Here is a 17,012-nt window from a genome sequence, read left to right on the forward strand (position 1 = left end):
ACCCCTGGGACCGTCTGTCCGCCCTCGAAAGGAGTCGTCGCCATGCCCAAGGCCGCACTGCAGAGTCCGACCGGCGTCAGCCCCTCTCTGCTGCTGAACTCACTCGCCGGTCTGCTCCACGAATGGCTGCCCCGGCAGCGCTGGTTCGCGGGAAAGGGCCGGCCCGTCACCGGGCTGACCCTGGCCTCGATGACCGAGCTGCACCCGGGCTGCCTGCACCTGCTGGTGCGCGCCGAACACGCCGAGCAGGTGACCCGCTCCGGTTCGGGCACGCCCCCGGCCGACAATCTCTACCAACTCCTGCTCGGTGTACGGGAGATGCTGCCACCCTCTCTCGCGCCCGCCTTCATCGGCCGCGCGACCGAGGGCCCGCTGACCGGCCTCATGGTGTACGACGCCCTCCAGGAGCCCCGCTCGGCCGGGCTGCTCCTCGAGCGGCTGCGCCACCCGGGCGCGGCGGGCCCTCTGCGCTTCGAACGCGACCCGCAGGTCACCGTGCCCGCGGGGCTCACACCGCGCGTCCTCGACGCCGAGCAGTCCAACACATCGCTGGTGTACGGGGATTCGTACATCCTGAAGGTCTTCCGGCGCGTCCAGGCCGGCGTCAACCCGGATCTGGAGGTGCCGCAGGCGCTCGCCCGGCAGGGCTGCACCTGCGTGCCGGGACCCGTGGCCTGGTTCCGTACATCGCAGCCCCAGCAGGCGACACTCGGCGTCCTCCAGCCGTTCCTGCCCGACGCGGACGACGGCTGGACCCTCGCGCTCCGGTCGCTCTCCTCCGGCAGGGACTTCACCGAGGAGGCGTACGAACTGGGGCGGGCGACCGCCGAGGTCCATCTCGCGCTGACCGCGGCCTTCCCCGTCGACGCACCTGAGCCCCACCGCAACCGGCGCCTAGCCGCCGCGATGACCGAGCGCCTCGACTCCACGGCCCGCTCCGTGCCCGCGCTGCTCCCGCACGCGCCGGGGCTGCGGGCCGCGTTCGACGCGTTCGCGCTCGTCGACTCGGCGCGGCCCGCGCAGCGCATCCACGGGGACCTCCATCTGGGGCAGGTGCTGTGGTCGGGGCAGCAGTGGTTCGTCATCGACTTCGAGGGCGAGCCGGCCCGCCCGCTCGCCGAACGCCGCCACGCGCAGTCCCCCGTCCGCGATGTCGCGGGCATGCTCCGCTCCTTCGACTACGCGGCCCGCACCCGCTTGCCCTGGCGGCCGGAGTGGTCGCTGCGCTGCCGGGACGCGTACTGCGCCGGCTACGCGGCCGAGTCGAAGTCGGACCCGCGCGAGGAACCCGACCTGCTCCGCGCCTACGAGACGGACCGGGCCCTTTACGAAGTCCTGTACGAGGCGCGGCACCGGCCCGACTGGCTGCCCGTGCCGATGGCGGCGATCAGCCGCCTCGCCGAACCCCGTTGAACCAGGCGGCGGCAACCCCGCCGTCCGCCTGCCGAAACCCATCCCGCCCGAGGAGACAAAACCGTGGCAGCTCGCAAGACCTCCGCCCCCAAGACTGCCAAGCCCGGCAAGCTCGGCCCCGGTCGCCTCACCGTCCCGCCCGCCCCCGCGCTGGACGGGTCGGACCACGGACGTCTCCTGTGGGGTGAGCATCACGACCCGCACTCCGTGCTGGGCGCGCACCCGGTGGACGGCGGTGTCGCGTTCCGGGTGCTGCGGCCGTACGCCCAGGCCGTCGCCGTGTCGTTCGAGGGCCGGCGCGTGGAGTTGCGCGACGAGGGTGACGGTCTGTTCACCGCGGTGCTGCCGCTCGACGCGATTCCCGCGTACACGCTGCTCGTGACGTACGACGGGGACGAGAGAGAGGTCGAGGATCCCTATCGCTTCCTGCCCTCGCTCGGGGATTTCGACCTGCATCTGATCGGCGAGGGGCGGCACGAGGAGCTGTGGACCGCTCTCGGTGCCCAGCCGATGACGCACGAAGGGGTCGCGGGCACCCGGTTCACGGTGTGGGCGCCGAACGCCCGGGGCGTGCGCGTCTGCGGTGACTTCTGCGCCTGGGACGGCACCGCGTTCCCGATGCGGTCGCTCGGTTCGTCGGGCGTGTGGGAGCTGTTCCTGCCGGGCATCGGCGAGGGCACGCTGTACAAGTTCGACATCACCCGCCCCGACGGTTCGCACACCGTGCGCGCGGACCCCCTGGCCCGGCGTACGGAGGTGCCGCCCGCGACCGCGTCCGTCGTGACGGAGTCGTCCCACACGTGGGGGGACGCTGCGTGGATGGAGCGGCGCGGGCAGCGTCCGGTGCACGAGGCGCCCTTCTCGGTGTACGAGGTGCATCTGCCGTCGTGGCGCCCGGGACTGAACTATCGCCAGCTCGCCGACCAGCTCGCCTCCTACGTGAGCGATCTGGGCTTCACCCACGTCGAGTTCATGCCGGTGGCGGAGCATCCCTTCGGCGGGTCGTGGGGCTACCAGGTCACCGGCTTCTACGCCCCGACGTCCCGCATGGGCTCCCCCGACGACTTCCGCCACCTCGTCGACACCCTGCACCAGGCGGGGATCGGCGTGATCGTGGACTGGGTGCCGGCCCACTTCCCGAAGGACGACTGGGCGCTGGCGGGCTTCGACGGCACCGCCCTGTACGAGCCGCAGGACCCGCGCCGCGCCGAGCACCCCGACTGGGGCACCCTCGAGTTCGACTACGGCCGCAAGGAGGTCCGAAACTTCCTGGTGGCCAACGCCGTGTACTGGTGCGAGGAGTTCCACATCGACGGCCTGCGGGTCGACGCCGTGGCCTCCATGCTCTACCTCGACTACTCCCGCGAGGAAGGCCAGTGGTCGCCGAACGAGCACGGCGGCCGCGAGAACCTCGACGCCGTGGCCTTCCTCCAGGAGATGAACGCGACGGTGTACCGGCGCTGCCCGGGTGTCGTCACCATCGCCGAGGAGTCGACCGCCTGGGACGGCGTCACGCGGCAGACCCACCACACCGGCCCCGGCGGTTTCGGAGGCCTCGGCTTCGGCCTGAAGTGGAACATGGGGTGGAGCCATGACTCGCTGGCGTACATCGTGCACGAGCCCGTGCACCGCAAGTACCACCACAACGAGCTGACGTTCTCGATGGTGTACGCCTACAGCGAGAACTACCTCCTTCCCCTCTCGCACGACGAAGTGGTGCACGGCAAGCGCGCCCTCGTGTCGAAGATGCCCGGCGACTGGTGGCAGCGGCGCGCCGACCACCGCGCGTACCTGGGCTTCATGTGGGCCCACCCCGGCAAGCAACTCCTGTTCATGGGACAGGAGTTCGCTCAGGGAGCCGAGTGGTCGGAGGCGCACGGCCCGGAATGGTGGCTCCTCGACCCGGCCTACGTCGCCGAGGCGGACCACCGTGGAGTCCTCGACCTGGTGCGTGACCTCAACCACGAGTACGCGGCCGCTCCTGCCCTCTGGGAACGGGACACCACGCCCGCCGGGTTCTCGTGGATCACGGCGGACGCGGCCGACGACAACGTCCTCGCGTTCCTGCGGTTCGCGGCGGACGGCACTCCCCTGCTGGCCGTGTGCAACTTCTCCCCGGCGGTACGCGAGGACTACCAGCTCGGCGTGCCCGACTCGGTGCCCGGCTGGTCCGAGGTCCTCAACACGGACGCGGCGCGGTACGGCGGCAGCGACATCGTCAACTCCGGTGTCCTCAAGCCGAACCCGGAACCGAGCCACGGCCGGCCCGTCTCACTCCGTCTGACAGTGCCGCCTCTGGCGACGGTGTGGCTGCGTCCTGCCTGAGGACCGTCGAGACGTCACTCGAAGGCCGCCGTCTCACGCAGGGCGGCGGCCCCACGGCCTTCACCAGTTCGGGGTGCCGGGGGCGAGGTCGTGGATCTCGATGGGAGCGGCGCGGATGTCGTAGAGGGCCCACTCGGAGTCTTCGTAGGGCGCGCCGTGGCAGTGTGGGGTGCGATCCCCGACGCGGCCCCGTGGAGTCACGGAGTGGACCGCAGCGGCGGTGCCTGCCACGTCATCGCTGGTGGCTGGAGCAGGGGCGAGGGCTCGGGGCCGGGGTCATCGGTGTCGACGACGCCGGCGGCCGAGTGGTCGAAGCCGGCGGGCCAGCGCGTCTGCTCGCTGGCCACGGCGCCGGTCAGGCGTGCTTCGGCGAGGTCGGCGGTCGTCAGGTCGGTGCCGCGCAGGTCGGCCATGCGCAGGTCTGCGTGGCGGAACACCGCGCCGCGGGCATCGGCCTTGCGCAGGTTCGCCTCACGCAGGTCGGTCTCGGTGAAGTCGGTGTCACGCAGGTCGGTTTCGACCAGCTTCGCGCCCCGCAGGTCGGCCAGGGCGCAGCGAGCCCGGCGGAGAACCGCAGTCGAGAGGTCGGTGTGGCGCAGGTTGACCGAGACCAGCGACGCCTGGGTCAGATTGGCGCGGTACAGGCCCGCCGCCTCCAGGCAGGCGCGGTCCAGGTTGACCTCGGGGAACCACAGGCCGTCGCAGTCGGCCCGTCGCAAGTCGGTGCTGCTGAGATTGACCCAGGACTGCTCCCGGTGCTGACACAGGACGCCGAGCGCGGTCAGCGCCACCTGAGTGTCGGCTGCGCGGGTCTCCAGGGGGACGATGTCGTTGATGGGTACGTCCGCCGCCGGCGATTCCGGCCCGGTGAGCGGCCAGGGCAGGTGCGTACGCAGATATGCGGCCAGGATGGAGATGATGGCCTCGCGATCGCGAGCCGACTGCTCCGCGATCCGCCACAGCGCGTGCAGCCCGCCGATGCGCACGTCCAGCTTGTCGCTGCCGAGCTGGTCGACCGCCCGGCTGAACCGGTCGGTCACGTAGCCCTCCTGGGTGGCACGCAAACCGTCCTGGCTCACCCGCAGTTGCCGCCACGTCGCGTAGGCGCCGAAGAGTACGACGAGACCGCCGACCGCCTGCAGAAGCGCCGTACGGACATCGTTCACCGCCTTCAGGCGGTCTTGCGCGGAGACGCTCGCCCCGGCGAGATCGTGGTCGACCACCAGCCCCGGCAGCACGACGAACACCGCGCCCAGAACGACCAGCCCCGCCGCCCCGGCCAGTAGCGCTGCGGCTCCACGACGCCTGGTCAACCGGTCGCGCCACGCCTGCCGCCCGTTGCCCTGTTCCCCCGTCCCCATGGGCATCAGAGCCTAGGCGCCGCCCAGTAAGCGATCAAGGGGACTGGTTGCGCCTCTGTTGCGCCTCCCCTCAGACCCCGTACCCGCAGGATCCGCCCGCCAGGAGGTCTTCGACCTCGCTGTGGGCGGCGTTGACGATGGCCGTCACTGCTTGCGCCGCTTCGGCCGAGCGGCCCGCGGCTACCGCTTCGGCCACCTCCTGGTGGCGGTGCACCGCCGCCATGTCGATGTCGTGCGGCATCAGGGACAGCTCGCGGCGGGCCACGAGGAGTTCCTCCGTCACCTCCGCGAGCTGCGCGAACATGCCGTTGCCCGATGCGCCGAGCAGCGCTCGGTGGAAGGCCGCGTCCGCCTCGACGAAGCCTGCGCTGTCGCCGGCCCGGGCCGCGTTCGCCATGGCGCGGGCGTGCTCCGACAGCGCCTGCCGGGCCTCCGCGTCACCGCTCGCCGCGGCGAGGGCCGCCGCGGAGGGCTCCACCGCGGCGCGCAGCTCGGCCAGTTCGCGCAGCTGGACGTCGCGACGGGGCGAGGCGAGGCGCCAGCGGATGACCTGGGGGTCGTAGAGGTTCCACTCGGGCATCGGGCGAACCGTGATGCCGATGCGCGGGCGGCTGGTCACCGCCCGCTTGGACTCGAGCACTCGCACGGCCTCGCGCGCGACCGTGCGCGAGACGCCGTACCGCTCCTGGACGTCCTCCAGGCGCAGGACCTCCCCGGCGCGGATCTCGTCCGCCGCGAGGGACAGGCCGATCCGGTCGACCACCTGCCCGTGCAGGCCCTGAAGTTCCACGCCACTCCCTGTGTCGTCGTGTGCATCGGGTGCCGGTGATCCCGTCCGGTGCGTTGTCGATTGTCACACCTCCGGCGGGAATCGGAGCACCGGGTGCGACGTGCCCGCGGCATCATCGCAGCAGCTCAGGCACCATTTCGGCGAACTCGGCGCAGAACCGGTCGATCGTGGCGATCTCCTCGCTGTCCAGGGTGTGCCCGGGTGCCCGGCAGTGCGGGGAGCCGAACCAGCCGCGGCGCACGGATATCTCCTTCTCCGCCGCGACGATCAGCTCGACGCCCTGCATCCAGTAGGAGAGGTACGGCGTCATACGGGTGTGCAGGGCGACGGCGCCGGTCTCGTCGCCGCGCTCCCAGCGGCGCCACAGTTCCACGTACAACTCCGTGAAGGAGCAGCCCGGTTGGACGCCGATCGCGCCGCGGCGCAGGGCGTCGGGGAGCTGGAGTCCGGCGTATCCGACCAGGGCGGGCAGCGGGCGCTCTCCCTGGGCCAGCGCCGCGATGAGGCGTCCGGGCGGGGCCGACTCGACCTTCACCCAGCGGAGATTGGGGTGTTCCGCGGCGAGGGTGTGCAGGGTGGGTGCGTCCAGGGCGGTGCCTGTCTGGGCGGGGGCGTACTGGACGACGACGGGCAGCGGGTCCACGGCGGCGAGCACCGACCGTACGTGGGTGAGCACGGCGTCCCGTGAGGGGCCGAGGAAGTGCGGCGGCAGGACGTTGACCGCGTCGGCCCCGCGCTCGGCGGCGCTGACGGCCTGGGCGACGGCGTGCCGGGTGGCGTGGTCGGGGACGGACACGATCGCGGCGGCGTCCGTCCGGCCGCGCGTGCGCTCCAGGAGAAGACCGGTGAGCAGGTCCCGCTCGCCCGCCGTGAGCTTGTGGAACTCGCTCGCGAAGCCCGGGAACATCACGGAGCCGACGCCGGTGGCGAGGACACGGTCGACGACCGTGACGAAACCGTCGGGGTCGAGGGCGCCGTCGTCGTGGAAGGGGACTTCGAGTACGGGTGAGACACCGCGGACGAGGGAGTCGACGTCCTTGGTCAACTTCTCTGATTCTTTCGTCAACTTCTCTGATTCTTCAGTACTCATGACAGGCCCTCAGAACGCTTGGCGGGGCGGGGCGGAGTCGCTGGCGCCGACCAGGAAGTCGAGGTCCACGCCGGTGTCGGCCTGGGTGACGTGCTGGGTGTAGAGGTAGGTCCAGCCACGGTCGGCGGGCGGCGCCGGCGGCTGCCACTCGCTGCGGCGCCGCTCCAGTTCGGCGTCCTCGACCAGTACGTCGAGGCGTCGCGCGGGCACGTCGAGGCGTACGTCGTCCCCCGTGCGTACGAGGGCGAGCGGGCCGCCGACCGCGGCCTCGGGCGCGACGTGCAGGACGCAGGTGCCGAAGGCGGTGCCGGACATGCGGGCGTCGGAGATGCGGACCATGTCGCGCACCCCGGCGTCCAGGAGCTTCTTCGGGAGCTGGAGGTTGCCGACCTCGGGCATACCGGGGTAGCCCTTGGGGCCGGTGTTGCGGACGATGAGGACGGTGTCGGCCGTGACGTCCAGGTCGGGGTCCTCGGCGACGGCGAGGTAGTCCTCCAGCGAGTCGAAGACGAGCGCGGGCCCGGTGTGGCTGAGCAGCTTCGGGTCGGCGGCCGACTGCTTGATGACGGCGCCGTTCGGCGCGAGGTTGCCGCGCAGGACGGCGGTGCCGGTGCCGGCGGGCTGCACCGGACGGTCCATGGGCCGGATCACCTCGCGGTCGTGGACCTGCGCGCCCTCGCAGTTGTCGACGAGGCCGCGTCCGGTGACGGTGACCGTGTCGCGGTGGAGCCGGTCGCGCAGGTCGTTGACGAGCGCGGGCAGTCCGCCGGCGTACGCGAACTCCTCCATGAGAAAGCGCCCCGACGGCATCAGGTCGATGAGCAGCGGGAGTTCGGCGCCGAGACGGTCGAAGTCGTCGAGGGCGAGCGGCACACCGAGGCGGCCCGCGATGGCGAGGAGGTGGACGACGGCGTTGGTGGAGCCGCCGATGGCCGCGTTGATCCGGATGGCGTTCTCGAAGGCGGCGCGCGTCATGATGCGCCCCGGGGTGAGGTCGCCGCCGGCGAGTGCGACGGCGCGGGCGCCGGTCTCCTCGGCGAGGGTGCCGCGGCGTGCGTCGACCGCGGGCAGGCCCGAGCCGCCGGGGAGCATCATGCCGAGAGCCTCGGTCAGGCACGCCATGGTGGAGGCGGTGCCCATCGTCATGCAGTGACCGGCACTGCGGTTGAGGGAGCTCTCGAACTCGGTGAACTCCTCCTGGGTGATGGTCCCGGCCCGCAGTTCCTCGGTCATGCGCCAGATGTCCGTACCCGAGCCGACGTTGCGGCCCCGGAAACGCCCGTTGAGCATCGGACCGCCGGTGAAGACGATCGCGGGGACGCCCGCGCTCGCGGCGCCCATGAGGGCGGCGGGGGTGGTCTTGTCGCAGCCGGTGAGCAGGACGACGGCATCCAGGGGGTTGGCGCGTATCTGTTCCTCGATCTCCATCGCGGCGAGGTTGCGGTAGAGCATCGAGGTGGGGCGCAGGAACGGCTCGCCCAGGGACATGGCGGGGAATTCGAGGGGGAAGCCGCCGGCCTGGAGGACGCCGCGCTTCACGGCGTCAGCGATGAGCTGGAGGTGGCCGTTGCAGGGCGTCAGTTCGGAGAACGTGTTGCAGATGCCGATGACCGGGCGGCCGTCGAAGTTGTGACCGCCGCGGCCCATCGCGCGCAGATGGTGCCGGGAGATGAAGCCGTTCTTGCCGCCGTCGCCGAACCAGGCGCGGGAGCGCAGCGGCGCCTCGCTGTCGGCGGGCGTGGGTTCGAGCGCGGCCATGTGTGGTCCTTCCGGTGTGATGCCGGCGCCGTCACCGCGGCCGTGATCAAGCCGTGTCTGACGCAGCCCTTTAATGGTGCTATCAAATCACGATACGGTCCCGGTGTGTCCAGAGGATCGACGCGGATCCGGCACGAACGACGTGGGAGAGCCGTGGAATCGACAGTCATGAAGGCGGTGACCCGGCGGCTGATGCCGTTCCTGGTCCTGCTGTATCTGGTGGCGTACATAGACCGGTCGAACGTCGGCTTCGCCAAGCTGACCCTCCAGGACCAACTCGGCCTGTCGAACGCCGCGTTCACCTTCGGCCAGGTGGCGTTCTTCATCGCGTACGCGATCTTCGAGGTGCCCAGCAACGTCTACCTCGACCGATTCGGCGCACGCCGCTGGTTCACCCGCATCATGCTCAGCTGGGGCGTGGTGACCGTACTGACGTCGCTGGTCAGCAACGACTGGCAGTTCTACGCCGCGCGCTTCCTGCTCGGCGTCGCCGAGGCCGGCTTCTACCCGGGAGTCCTCTACTACCTCACCAAGTGCTACCCGTACCGCTACCGGGCGCGCATGACCGGCTGGTTCATGATGTCCGCGCCGCTCGCCTTCATCATCGGCAACCCCGTGATGGGCGCGCTCGACGACCTCGACGGCACGTTCGGACTCCAGGGCTGGCAGTGGATCTTCATCGCGACGGGCGTACCGGCGATCGTGCTCGGCTTCGTCACCCTGCGGCTCCTGCCCGACGGCCCGGAAGGTGTGCGCTGGCTTGCGGCCGAGGAGCAGGCCTGGATCGCCGGTGAACTCAACGCCGAGGCCAATGCGTTGGGCGAGCGCGGACACGGCAGTCCGCTGCGCGCGCTGCGCGACAAGCGCGTGGTCCTGCTGTCGCTCTTCTACCTGTGCTTCCCGCTCGGCGCCTACGGGCTGAGCTTCTGGCTGCCGACGATCGTCGACGGCTTCGGCGGCCTCTCCACGACGGCCACCGGCTTCATCACCGCCATCCCGTACGTCTTCGTGGCCATCGGCCTGTACGTCGTGCCGAAACTCGCGGACCGCAGCGGTACGCGCTACCCGTGGATCGCGGGCACCGCCGCCCTCGGCCTCGCGGCCAGCGCCCTGACCGGCAACCACGTGCTGCAGATGGCCTTCATCAGCGTGGCCGCGATGTGCATCTTCGCGGGGCAGCCGGTGCTGTGGTCGCTCCCCTCACGCTTCCTGACGGGAATTCAGGCGGCCTCCGGCATCGCGGTGATCAACGCCGTGGGCAATCTGGGCGGCGGCTTCGGACCGATGGGAATCGGCGTGGTCGTCGACCGCACGGGGTCGGCCGTGGGCGGCCTGTGGTTCCTGGTCGCCGCCATGGTCATCGCGGCCGTCGCCACTCCGGGGGTCCGGCGGCTCGTCGAGGGCGGGCCCGTGGTCGCCCACGCGCCCGACACGTCGGCCACGGCCACCGGGCGTACGAAGGTGTCAACCACCCGGGACTGAAAGTCTCGGGCTTGCGCAACGGGCGCCACTGGCTGTGGTGCTGGGTTTGCGTCCTGTCCCACGCCCGGTGTTGTTCGGGGGTGGGTCTGGGGCGGTTGACTGCGCCCCGCGTCGCCACAACTCTTCCGCACGGTGACGGATGTTGCGGGAGCCGTTCCAGTCCGCGTGTGCAACGACACCGCAGGACCGGCATACGAAACGGGCCTGACTGGCCCGGTTCGCCTTGTCGATGGGGGCCTTCCCCGTGATCGTGGACACCGGTTGTCATGCGGCGGTGGCCAGCGTAGTTGATCGCTGCTCGTAGGTGATCGGGCTGATCTGGCCGAGGCGGGAGTGCCGTCGGCGGGTGTTGTAGCGGGTCGCCCAGCGGAAGACCGCGAGGCGGGCCTCACGCGCCCCGTTCCACCGCTTCCGCCCCTGCAGCGTCTCGCGCTTCATGGTCGCGTTCAGACTCTCCGCGGCGGCGTTGTCCGCACTCGTGCCGACCGCGCCGCGCGATCTGGTCACGCCCAGCTCCGAGCAGACCTGGGCGAACTCCTTCGACACATATTGCGCCCCGTTGTCGCTGTGAAATATCGCCCCGCGCAGACCGTCCCCGCCGCGGGCCCTCGCTGCGGCCCTGAGCGCGTCGGTGACCAGCGAGGTCCGCATGTGGTCGGCGATCGACCAGCCCGCCAGGCGTTTCGAGCACAGGTCCAACACCGTTGCCAGATAAAGAAATTGGCCGTTGCCGATCGGGAGATAGGTTATGTCGCCCACGTACTTGGTGTTCGGCACCTGGGCAGCAAAGTCCCGCTGGAGCAGGTCCGGCACCGGTGTCGCCGACGGCTCGGGAATGGTGGTGCGGACCTTCTTGCGCAGGTGCAGCCCGACGATGTGGAACTTGCGCATGACGCGCTCGACCCGCTTGTGATTGACCGGCCTCCCGGCATCCTTCAGCTCGGCGGTGACGCGCGGAACCCCATAGGTGCCGTCCGATTCCTGATGGATCCGGTTGATGTGCTCGGCGAGCTCGGCATCCGCCCTCGCCCGGCCGGCCCGCGCCGATGCGCCAGCCAGCCACCGGTAGAAGCCGGACCGCGAGACCGCGAGTATCCGGCACAGCCGCTTGACGCCGAAGGCGCCACGGTGATCCTCGACGAACTGGAAGCGGCTGCTCACCAGCTGGTCTCGGCCGCAAAATACTTCGCGGCCCTCCGCAGGATCTCCCGCTCGAGCTCGAGTTCCTTCACCCGCGCCCGCAGCTGCCGGTTCTCCTTCTCCATCGCGGTGGCCTCCACCGCCCCGGGCCGGGCGGCCTGCCCGGCATCCCGCACCCACGTGCGCAGCGTCTCGTGGTTAACGCCCAGGTCCTTGGCCACCGACGCGTATGTCCCACCCGGGCTCGAGTGGTACAGCGCGACGGCATCGGCCCGGAACTCAGGCGAGTACTTCGACGTCCCCAACGGGAACTCCTGTCCTATGGATCATCACGATCCAATGATCAGGGTGTCCACGCTCAAGGGGAAACGCCCATGTGCCCGCATTCGGCGCAGGTGCGGGAGGTGTACGCCGGATCGACGTGCACCACCGGTACCCCTGCCTTGCGGGCCTTGTACGCGATGAAATCTCCGAGCTGGGCAAAGGCCCAGGAGGAGTGGGTGGCCCGTTGGGGCTTGCGAAGCCGTACCCGTGCGCGGATGCCCGTGAGGTCTTCCAGGGCGATTCCGCGACCGGTGCGTTCTGCCTCGGCCACCACATGTTTCGCGATCTTGTGGTTGATGTCCCGCGCCCGCCGCGCCTCCTTACGACGCCGCTTCTTCAACCGGCCTTTGGCGGACGGGGTGTTCTTACGCTGGAGTTTCTGCCGCAGGGTGCGCTCGCGCAGGCGTCCGCGGTTGAGCCGGCGTCCGGCCATGATCTGACCGTCCGAGGTGGTCGCGATGTTCACGATCCCCAGATCGATCCCGAGGAACTGGGTAACAGTGGTGTTGAGTTCGGCCTCGGGAACCTCGCAGGTGGCGATCAGGAACCACATGCCGTCGCGGAACAGCAGATCGGACTCGCCCTTGCGATACAGGGCCAAGCGGGCCAAGTGTTCGGGGGCGGCGGTGAACGCCACTTGCTTCATCCGGCCCGACAGGGTCCAGATCGACACCGTGCGCTCCGTGTACTGCCAGGACAGCATCCGGTCGTCATACGGCTGGGCGCCCTCCGGGCGGAAGGCGATCGGCTTCTCGACCGCCCGCCTGTAGCGCTTGGAGGAGGGCTTGCCAAGGTTCCCCGCCTTCAGGTTCGCCCTCAACGTGCGGTAGGCATCGCAGGTCTTCTTGATGACGTGCTGGGCCGCCTGCGCGCCGAGCCCCCACCGGCCCTTGACCGCCGTATAGGTGTGCTCACGCAGGGCGAAGTTGCGCTTGATGTCCTTCTCGAACGCCACCTGGGAGACCCAAGTGGCCGCTTCGTTGCAGGCGCGCAGGGTTTCCTCAAGTGCCGCCGCCTGCACGGGCGTCGGCAGCAGTTTCACCTGCACGGTCAACTTCACGACCGTGACGCTACCTGCCGCCTGACGTACCGGCATTCGAACAGCGCACATTCCTCACCGGGCACTCCGGCCCGTTTCTTGCGTGCGCTCCGCGCCCGTTGCCTCGGCGATGCTCCGCATCGCCGTCATCGGATGCGATTCCTCCCGGGGGTGAAAACCCCCGGGGTTCCTCGCAAGAGCACGCTGAACGCGGTGAGGGCGACGGGACACGGTGGGGACGACGGGACGCCCCCCACCGCGACGGCGTCACGCGCCGAGGCACTCTCGTACCGCCGCGATCAGGCGGTTGGCGCGGGCGTCGCCGTGGCCGATCATGCGGTTGGCCACATAGGCGAAGCCGATCCCGAACTCGTCGTCGCCGAAGGCGAATTGGCCCCCGGCGCCGTCGTTCCCGAAGCTGCGTGCGCCGAGCATCGGGCGGAAGGAAGGCGAGTCGAGCAGGAAGCCCGAGCCCCAGCGCGCTCCGGCGTCGAAGCCGAGCCAGCCCTCGCCGGAGGACAGCTCGCGCAGCGCGTCGGTCACCGTGTCCGCCGTGAGCGGCCGTTCGCGGCCCCCGATCCCGCTGACGGCCGCCGCGTAGAGCCCGGCGAGACCGCTCGCGGAGGCGACGGCTCCGGCCCCGGGGAGTTCCATGGCGTGCAGCTCGGGGTCGTTCCAGCCGTGTGGCTCGTCGAGGCCCGGGAAGGCCAGCGCGCCGTTCATCGTCACGATGCGCGTGAGCAGATGCTCGGGCCCGGGCATACCGGGGCGCCCCTCGGCCTCGGCGAGCCGGGCCACGCGTTCCGACTCGTCGGCGGGCAGGCCGATCCAGGCCCGCAGCCCGAGCGGGTCACCGATCGCACGGCGGAAGTACGCGCCCGGGGTGAGGCCCGTGATCCGCCGGATCACCTCGCCGACAAGGAAGCCGAGGACATGGCCGTGGTACTCGTACGCGGTGCCGGGCTCCCACAGCGGCTTCTGCTCCTCGATCGCGCGGATCACCGGCGTCCATCCGGCGATCTCCCCGAAGGACAGCACCGCGTCGAGGGCGGGGACTCCCGCCCGGTGCCCGAGCACCATGCGCGTGGTGATGGTCTCCTTGCCGTGCTGTGCGAACTCGGGCCAGTACCGGCTGACCGGCGCGTCGAGGTCGAGCCGCCCCTCCTGGGCGAGGAGATGCGCGCTGACGCTCACCAGGCCCTTGGCCACGGAGAAGACGGGGACGGTGGTGTCCTGTTCCCAGGCACGCCCGGTCCGCTCGTCCGCGACACCGCCCCACAGGTCGACGACCTTGCGTCCCTCGGCGAACACCGTGACGGCGGCGCCGAGTTCGGGGAACTCCGTGAAGTTCCGCGCGAACACGTCGGCGACGGCCCCGAACCGTTCGTCGGCCCCACCGTGGTACTGCTCCATCGTGTCCGTCCTCCGCGTGATCGTGACGCGGGGCATCCGGAAGAAGCGGCCCGCACACCCCGCGGTCGTCGAAACGATCACCCTACGGGGGGTGCGCCACAGGGCTCGAACGATTTTCGGGCGTGCGCGCGCGGCGCAGGGCGCGGCAAAGTGCCGGGGGGCCGCGGCCGCTGGGCGCCCCGGCACCTCGTGGTGCGTTACGCGATGTCGATGATCGTGCGCAGCGCCTCACCCGTGTGCATCTGACGGATCGCCTCGTTGATGTCCGTCAGAGGGACGTGGTGCGTGATCATCGAGTCGAGGTCGATCCGGCCCGCGCGCCACAGGTCGATGATCGTGGCGTAGGTGCGGCGAACATCGTCGCCTCCGTAGAACGAAGGCAGGATCGCCTTCTCGTTCATGACCAGTTCGCCCATGCTGATGTCGGTGATCTCCGTACGGGAGCCGGCTCCGACCAGACAGACCGTGCCGCCGAGGCGGGTCACGTCGTACGCGGCGCGCAGCGTGGCGGCCTTGCCCACGGCCTCGAAGGCGTAGTCGACGCCGAATCCGCCGGTGAGGTCCTTGACGGTCTCTGCCAGGTCCTCGGGGGCGACGGCGTCGGTGGCGCCGAACTTCAGGGCCATCTCACGGCGGCCGGCGGTCGGGTCGACGGCGATGATCCGCGCGGCACCGGCCACCTTGGCGCCCTGGAGGATGCTGATGCCGACGCCGCCGAGGCCGATCACGACGACCGACGAACCCGGCTTCACCTTGGCCGTGTTGAGGGCGGCGCCGATGCCGGTGGTGACGCCGCAGCCGATCAGGGCGGCTATCTCGTAGGGCACGTCGTCGGGGATCGGGATCGCCGCGTACTCTGCGATGACCGTCTCCTCGGCGAACGTGCCGGCACCGAGCATGCCGGGGACGATCGTCTCGCCGTCCTTGAAGTTGGGGTTGCCGAGGTTGCGGTAGCCGCTGCGGCACATGTGGCCCTCGCCCGCCTTGCAGGAGGGGCACTTGTCGCACGGGGGCATCCAGCAGACGATGACGCGGTCGCCGGGCTTGACGTGCGTGACACCCTCGCCGACCTCGACCACCTCGCCCGCGCCCTCGTGGCCGGGAATGAAGGGCGCGGGGTGCTGGAGCACACCGCTCATGGCCGACAGGTCGGAGTGGCACAGGCCTGCCTTGTGCATCTTCACGCGGACGCGGCCGGGACCGAAGGACACGGTCTCGACGTCCCTCACGTCCAGGCTGCCGTCTCCGGTGTTGTGCAGGATTGCTGCGTGCACGGTGTTCTTCTCCTCGGTGGTCGTGGGGTCGGTCAGGCGTTGGCCGGAGCCGGCAGGTTGACGGTCTTGTACTCGAAGTAGGCCGCGAGGCCCTCGGGGCCGAACTCGCGGCCGATGCCGGAGTTCTTGTAGCCGCCGAAGGGGGCGGCCAGGTCGAGGCGGAAGCCGTTGACGGTGATGGTGCCGGTGCGCACCTTGCGGGCGACCTCGGTGGCCCGCTCCTCGTCGGCGCCGAACACGGCGCCGGACAGGCCGAATTCGGAGTCGTTGGCGAGGGCGACCGCCTCGTCCTCGGTCTCGTAGCGGATGAGGCAGACGACCGGGCCGAAGATCTCCTCGCGGGCGATCCGCATCTCGTTGGTGACGTCGCCGAACAGGGTCGGCTCGACGTACCAGCCGGTGGTCAGGCCCGAGGGGACGCCACCGCCGGTGAGGACCTTGGCGCCCTCCTCCTGGCCGATGCGGATGTAGTCGAGGTTGCGCTCCTGCTGCTTCCTCGTCACCATCGGGCCGACCACGGTGCCGGGGTCGGACGGGTCGCCGACCTTGAGCCCGGCGAAGGCGCCGGTGAGGACGGCGGCCACTTCGTCGTAGCGGGCGGCGGGCACGAGAATGCGGGTGAGGGCGACGCACGCCTGGCCGCTGTTCGCGGCGCAGGTGCCGCCCACGATCGCGGGCACGGCGACGGCGAGGTCGGCGTCGTCGAGCAGGATCGCGGCGGACTTGCCGCCCAGTTCGAGGGAGACCCGGGTGAGGTTCCGCGCGGCGGCGGCTGCGATCGCTTTGCCGGCGCCGACCGAGCCGGTGAACGCGACCTTGTCGATGCCCGAGTGGGCCACCAGGTAGGAGCTGGTCTCACGGTCGGCGGGCAGCACGCTGAGGACTCCCTCGGGCAGACCCGCGTCGGCGCACACCTGCGCCAGCCACAGGGCGTCGAGCGGTGTCTCCGGCGACGGCTTCAGGACGACGGCGCAACCCGCGAGCAGCGCCGGGGCCAGCTTGCCCGCGATGGTCAGTTGCGGCACGTTCCACGGGGTGATCGCGGCGACCACACCGACCGGTTCGCGGCGTACGAGGACCGGGCCGCCGGTGCCCTCGCGCTCTTCCTCCTCCTGGATCCGGCCGGCGGCAGCGATGGCGACACCGAAGGTACCGACGGCGGACAGGGCCTGGCCTCGCACCGAGAACAGCATGGGCGAGCCGTTCTGCAGGGTGATCAGCTCGGCGAGCTCCTGGTGGCGGGCGGCGAGGGCGTCCTTGATGCGGGTGACGACCTCGATGCGCTCCTTGAGCGGCAGCCGCGGCCACGGGCCGTGGTCGAACGCCTCACGTGCCGCGGCGACCGCGAGGTCCACGTCCTCGGGCGTCGCGTGGGGCACGCGGCCGACCACGCGCTCGGTCACGGGCGAGATCACCTCGATGGTGTCGCGGCCGGCCGGCTCGGCCCAGCGGCCGCCGATGAAGAGCGTGCGGTGTTCCACGACGGTATGGCTGTCGGTCATGTGCTTGGTCCTCGCTTCGTTGCGCATGCCGGGGTTACCAGATTGGATCGTTAACCGTCCCCACCACCGGCCTGAAGTGAACGGCTTCTCATTCAGAGACG

Annotated in this window: 13 protein-coding genes and 1 pseudogene; 3 read left to right on the forward strand and 11 right to left on the reverse strand. The window is 70.6% G+C overall.

Annotated elements, in window-relative coordinates:
* Nucleotides 1-42: 42 nt before the first annotated feature.
* A complete protein-coding gene (locus OG758_RS05295) occupies nucleotides 43-1,413 on the forward strand; it encodes a maltokinase N-terminal cap-like domain-containing protein (protein WP_326708854.1) in 1,371 nt (456 codons plus the stop codon).
* A gap of 63 nt (nucleotides 1,414-1,476) precedes the next feature.
* Nucleotides 1,477-3,738, forward strand: a complete 2,262-nt coding sequence (glgB, locus tag OG758_RS05300) for a 1,4-alpha-glucan branching enzyme (RefSeq protein WP_326708855.1) — start codon at nucleotides 1,477-1,479, stop codon at nucleotides 3,736-3,738.
* 60 nt (nucleotides 3,739-3,798) lie between these two features.
* Here glgB and OG758_RS05305 read toward each other — a convergent pair whose 3' ends face one another.
* The 5 genes from OG758_RS05305 to OG758_RS05325 form a co-directional block, all read right to left on the reverse strand.
* Nucleotides 3,799-3,939: a hypothetical protein gene (locus tag OG758_RS05305; protein ID WP_326708856.1), complete on the reverse strand. Its 141-nt coding sequence runs from the start codon at nucleotides 3,937-3,939 to the stop codon at nucleotides 3,799-3,801.
* Nucleotides 3,936-5,099, reverse strand: a complete 1,164-nt coding sequence (locus tag OG758_RS05310; protein ID WP_326708857.1) for a pentapeptide repeat-containing protein — start codon at nucleotides 5,097-5,099, stop codon at nucleotides 3,936-3,938. Before OG758_RS05310 ends, OG758_RS05305 begins: the two co-directional genes overlap by 4 nt.
* Before the next feature lie 70 nt (nucleotides 5,100-5,169).
* A complete protein-coding gene (locus OG758_RS05315) occupies nucleotides 5,170-5,889 on the reverse strand; it encodes a FadR/GntR family transcriptional regulator (RefSeq protein WP_326708858.1) in 720 nt (239 codons plus the stop codon).
* A gap of 112 nt (nucleotides 5,890-6,001) precedes the next feature.
* Nucleotides 6,002-6,955, reverse strand: coding sequence for a dihydrodipicolinate synthase family protein (locus OG758_RS05320; protein ID WP_326708859.1), 954 nt, complete (start codon nucleotides 6,953-6,955; stop codon nucleotides 6,002-6,004).
* A gap of 33 nt (nucleotides 6,956-6,988) precedes the next feature.
* Nucleotides 6,989-8,737, reverse strand: a complete 1,749-nt coding sequence (locus OG758_RS05325) for an IlvD/Edd family dehydratase (RefSeq protein ID WP_326708860.1) — start codon at nucleotides 8,735-8,737, stop codon at nucleotides 6,989-6,991.
* A gap of 153 nt (nucleotides 8,738-8,890) precedes the next feature.
* Here OG758_RS05325 and OG758_RS05330 point away from each other — a divergent pair, with 153 nt between their 5' ends.
* Nucleotides 8,891-10,219, forward strand: coding sequence for an MFS transporter (locus OG758_RS05330; protein WP_326708861.1), 1,329 nt, complete (start codon nucleotides 8,891-8,893; stop codon nucleotides 10,217-10,219).
* Here the strand turns inward: OG758_RS05330 and OG758_RS05335 are convergent.
* The 6 genes and pseudogenes from OG758_RS05335 to OG758_RS05360 all read right to left on the reverse strand — a co-directional run bounded on the left by OG758_RS05335 (nucleotide 10,202) and on the right by OG758_RS05360 (nucleotide 16,911).
* Entirely contained in the window at nucleotides 10,202-10,477 is a 276-nt protein-coding gene (locus OG758_RS05335; protein ID WP_326708862.1) for a zinc ribbon domain-containing protein, read from the reverse strand. The two genes, OG758_RS05330 and OG758_RS05335, sit on opposite strands and share 18 nt — an antisense overlap.
* A 6-nt stretch (nucleotides 10,478-10,483) precedes the next feature.
* Nucleotides 10,484-11,664, reverse strand: a protein-coding gene (locus OG758_RS05340; protein WP_326708863.1) for an IS3 family transposase whose coding sequence is annotated in 2 segments (ribosomal slippage) — nucleotides 10,484-11,397 and nucleotides 11,397-11,664 — 1,182 coding nt in all. Because the reading frame shifts where the segments join, the coding sequence is not laid out codon by codon here.
* 68 nt (nucleotides 11,665-11,732) lie between these two features.
* Nucleotides 11,733-12,743: pseudogene (locus tag OG758_RS05345) on the reverse strand (RNA-guided endonuclease InsQ/TnpB family protein); the annotation flags it as partial.
* Nucleotides 12,744-12,989: 246 nt separating this feature from the next.
* The gene (locus OG758_RS05350; RefSeq protein WP_326708864.1) at nucleotides 12,990-14,135 is read right to left on the reverse strand and encodes a serine hydrolase domain-containing protein; all 1,146 of its coding nucleotides are present in this window, start codon (nucleotides 14,133-14,135) and stop codon (nucleotides 12,990-12,992) included.
* A 197-nt stretch (nucleotides 14,136-14,332) separates the two neighbouring features.
* Nucleotides 14,333-15,409, reverse strand: coding sequence for a zinc-binding dehydrogenase (locus tag OG758_RS05355; RefSeq protein ID WP_326708865.1), 1,077 nt, complete (start codon nucleotides 15,407-15,409; stop codon nucleotides 14,333-14,335).
* Between the two features lie 32 nt (nucleotides 15,410-15,441).
* Nucleotides 15,442-16,911, reverse strand: coding sequence for an aldehyde dehydrogenase (locus tag OG758_RS05360; protein ID WP_326708866.1), 1,470 nt, complete (start codon nucleotides 16,909-16,911; stop codon nucleotides 15,442-15,444).
* Nucleotides 16,912-17,012: the final 101 nt, after the last annotated feature.

This window comes from Streptomyces sp. NBC_01474 (genome assembly GCF_035918215.1).
GTDB lineage: Bacteria > Actinomycetota > Actinomycetes > Streptomycetales > Streptomycetaceae > Streptomyces > Streptomyces aureus.

Coding starts and splice junctions, on each gene's coding strand:
- OG758_RS05295 (WP_326708854.1), top strand. CDS start 43: ATGCCCAAGGCCGCACTGCAGAGTCCGACCGGCGTCAGCCCCTCTCTG.
- OG758_RS05310 (WP_326708857.1), bottom strand. CDS start 5,099: ATGGGGACGGGGGAACAGGGCAACGGGCGGCAGGCGTGGCGCGACCGG.
- OG758_RS05325 (WP_326708860.1), bottom strand. CDS start 8,737: ATGGCCGCGCTCGAACCCACGCCCGCCGACAGCGAGGCGCCGCTGCGC.
- OG758_RS05350 (WP_326708864.1), bottom strand. CDS start 14,135: ATGGAGCAGTACCACGGTGGGGCCGACGAACGGTTCGGGGCCGTCGCC.
- OG758_RS05360 (WP_326708866.1), bottom strand. CDS start 16,911: ATGACCGACAGCCATACCGTCGTGGAACACCGCACGCTCTTCATCGGC.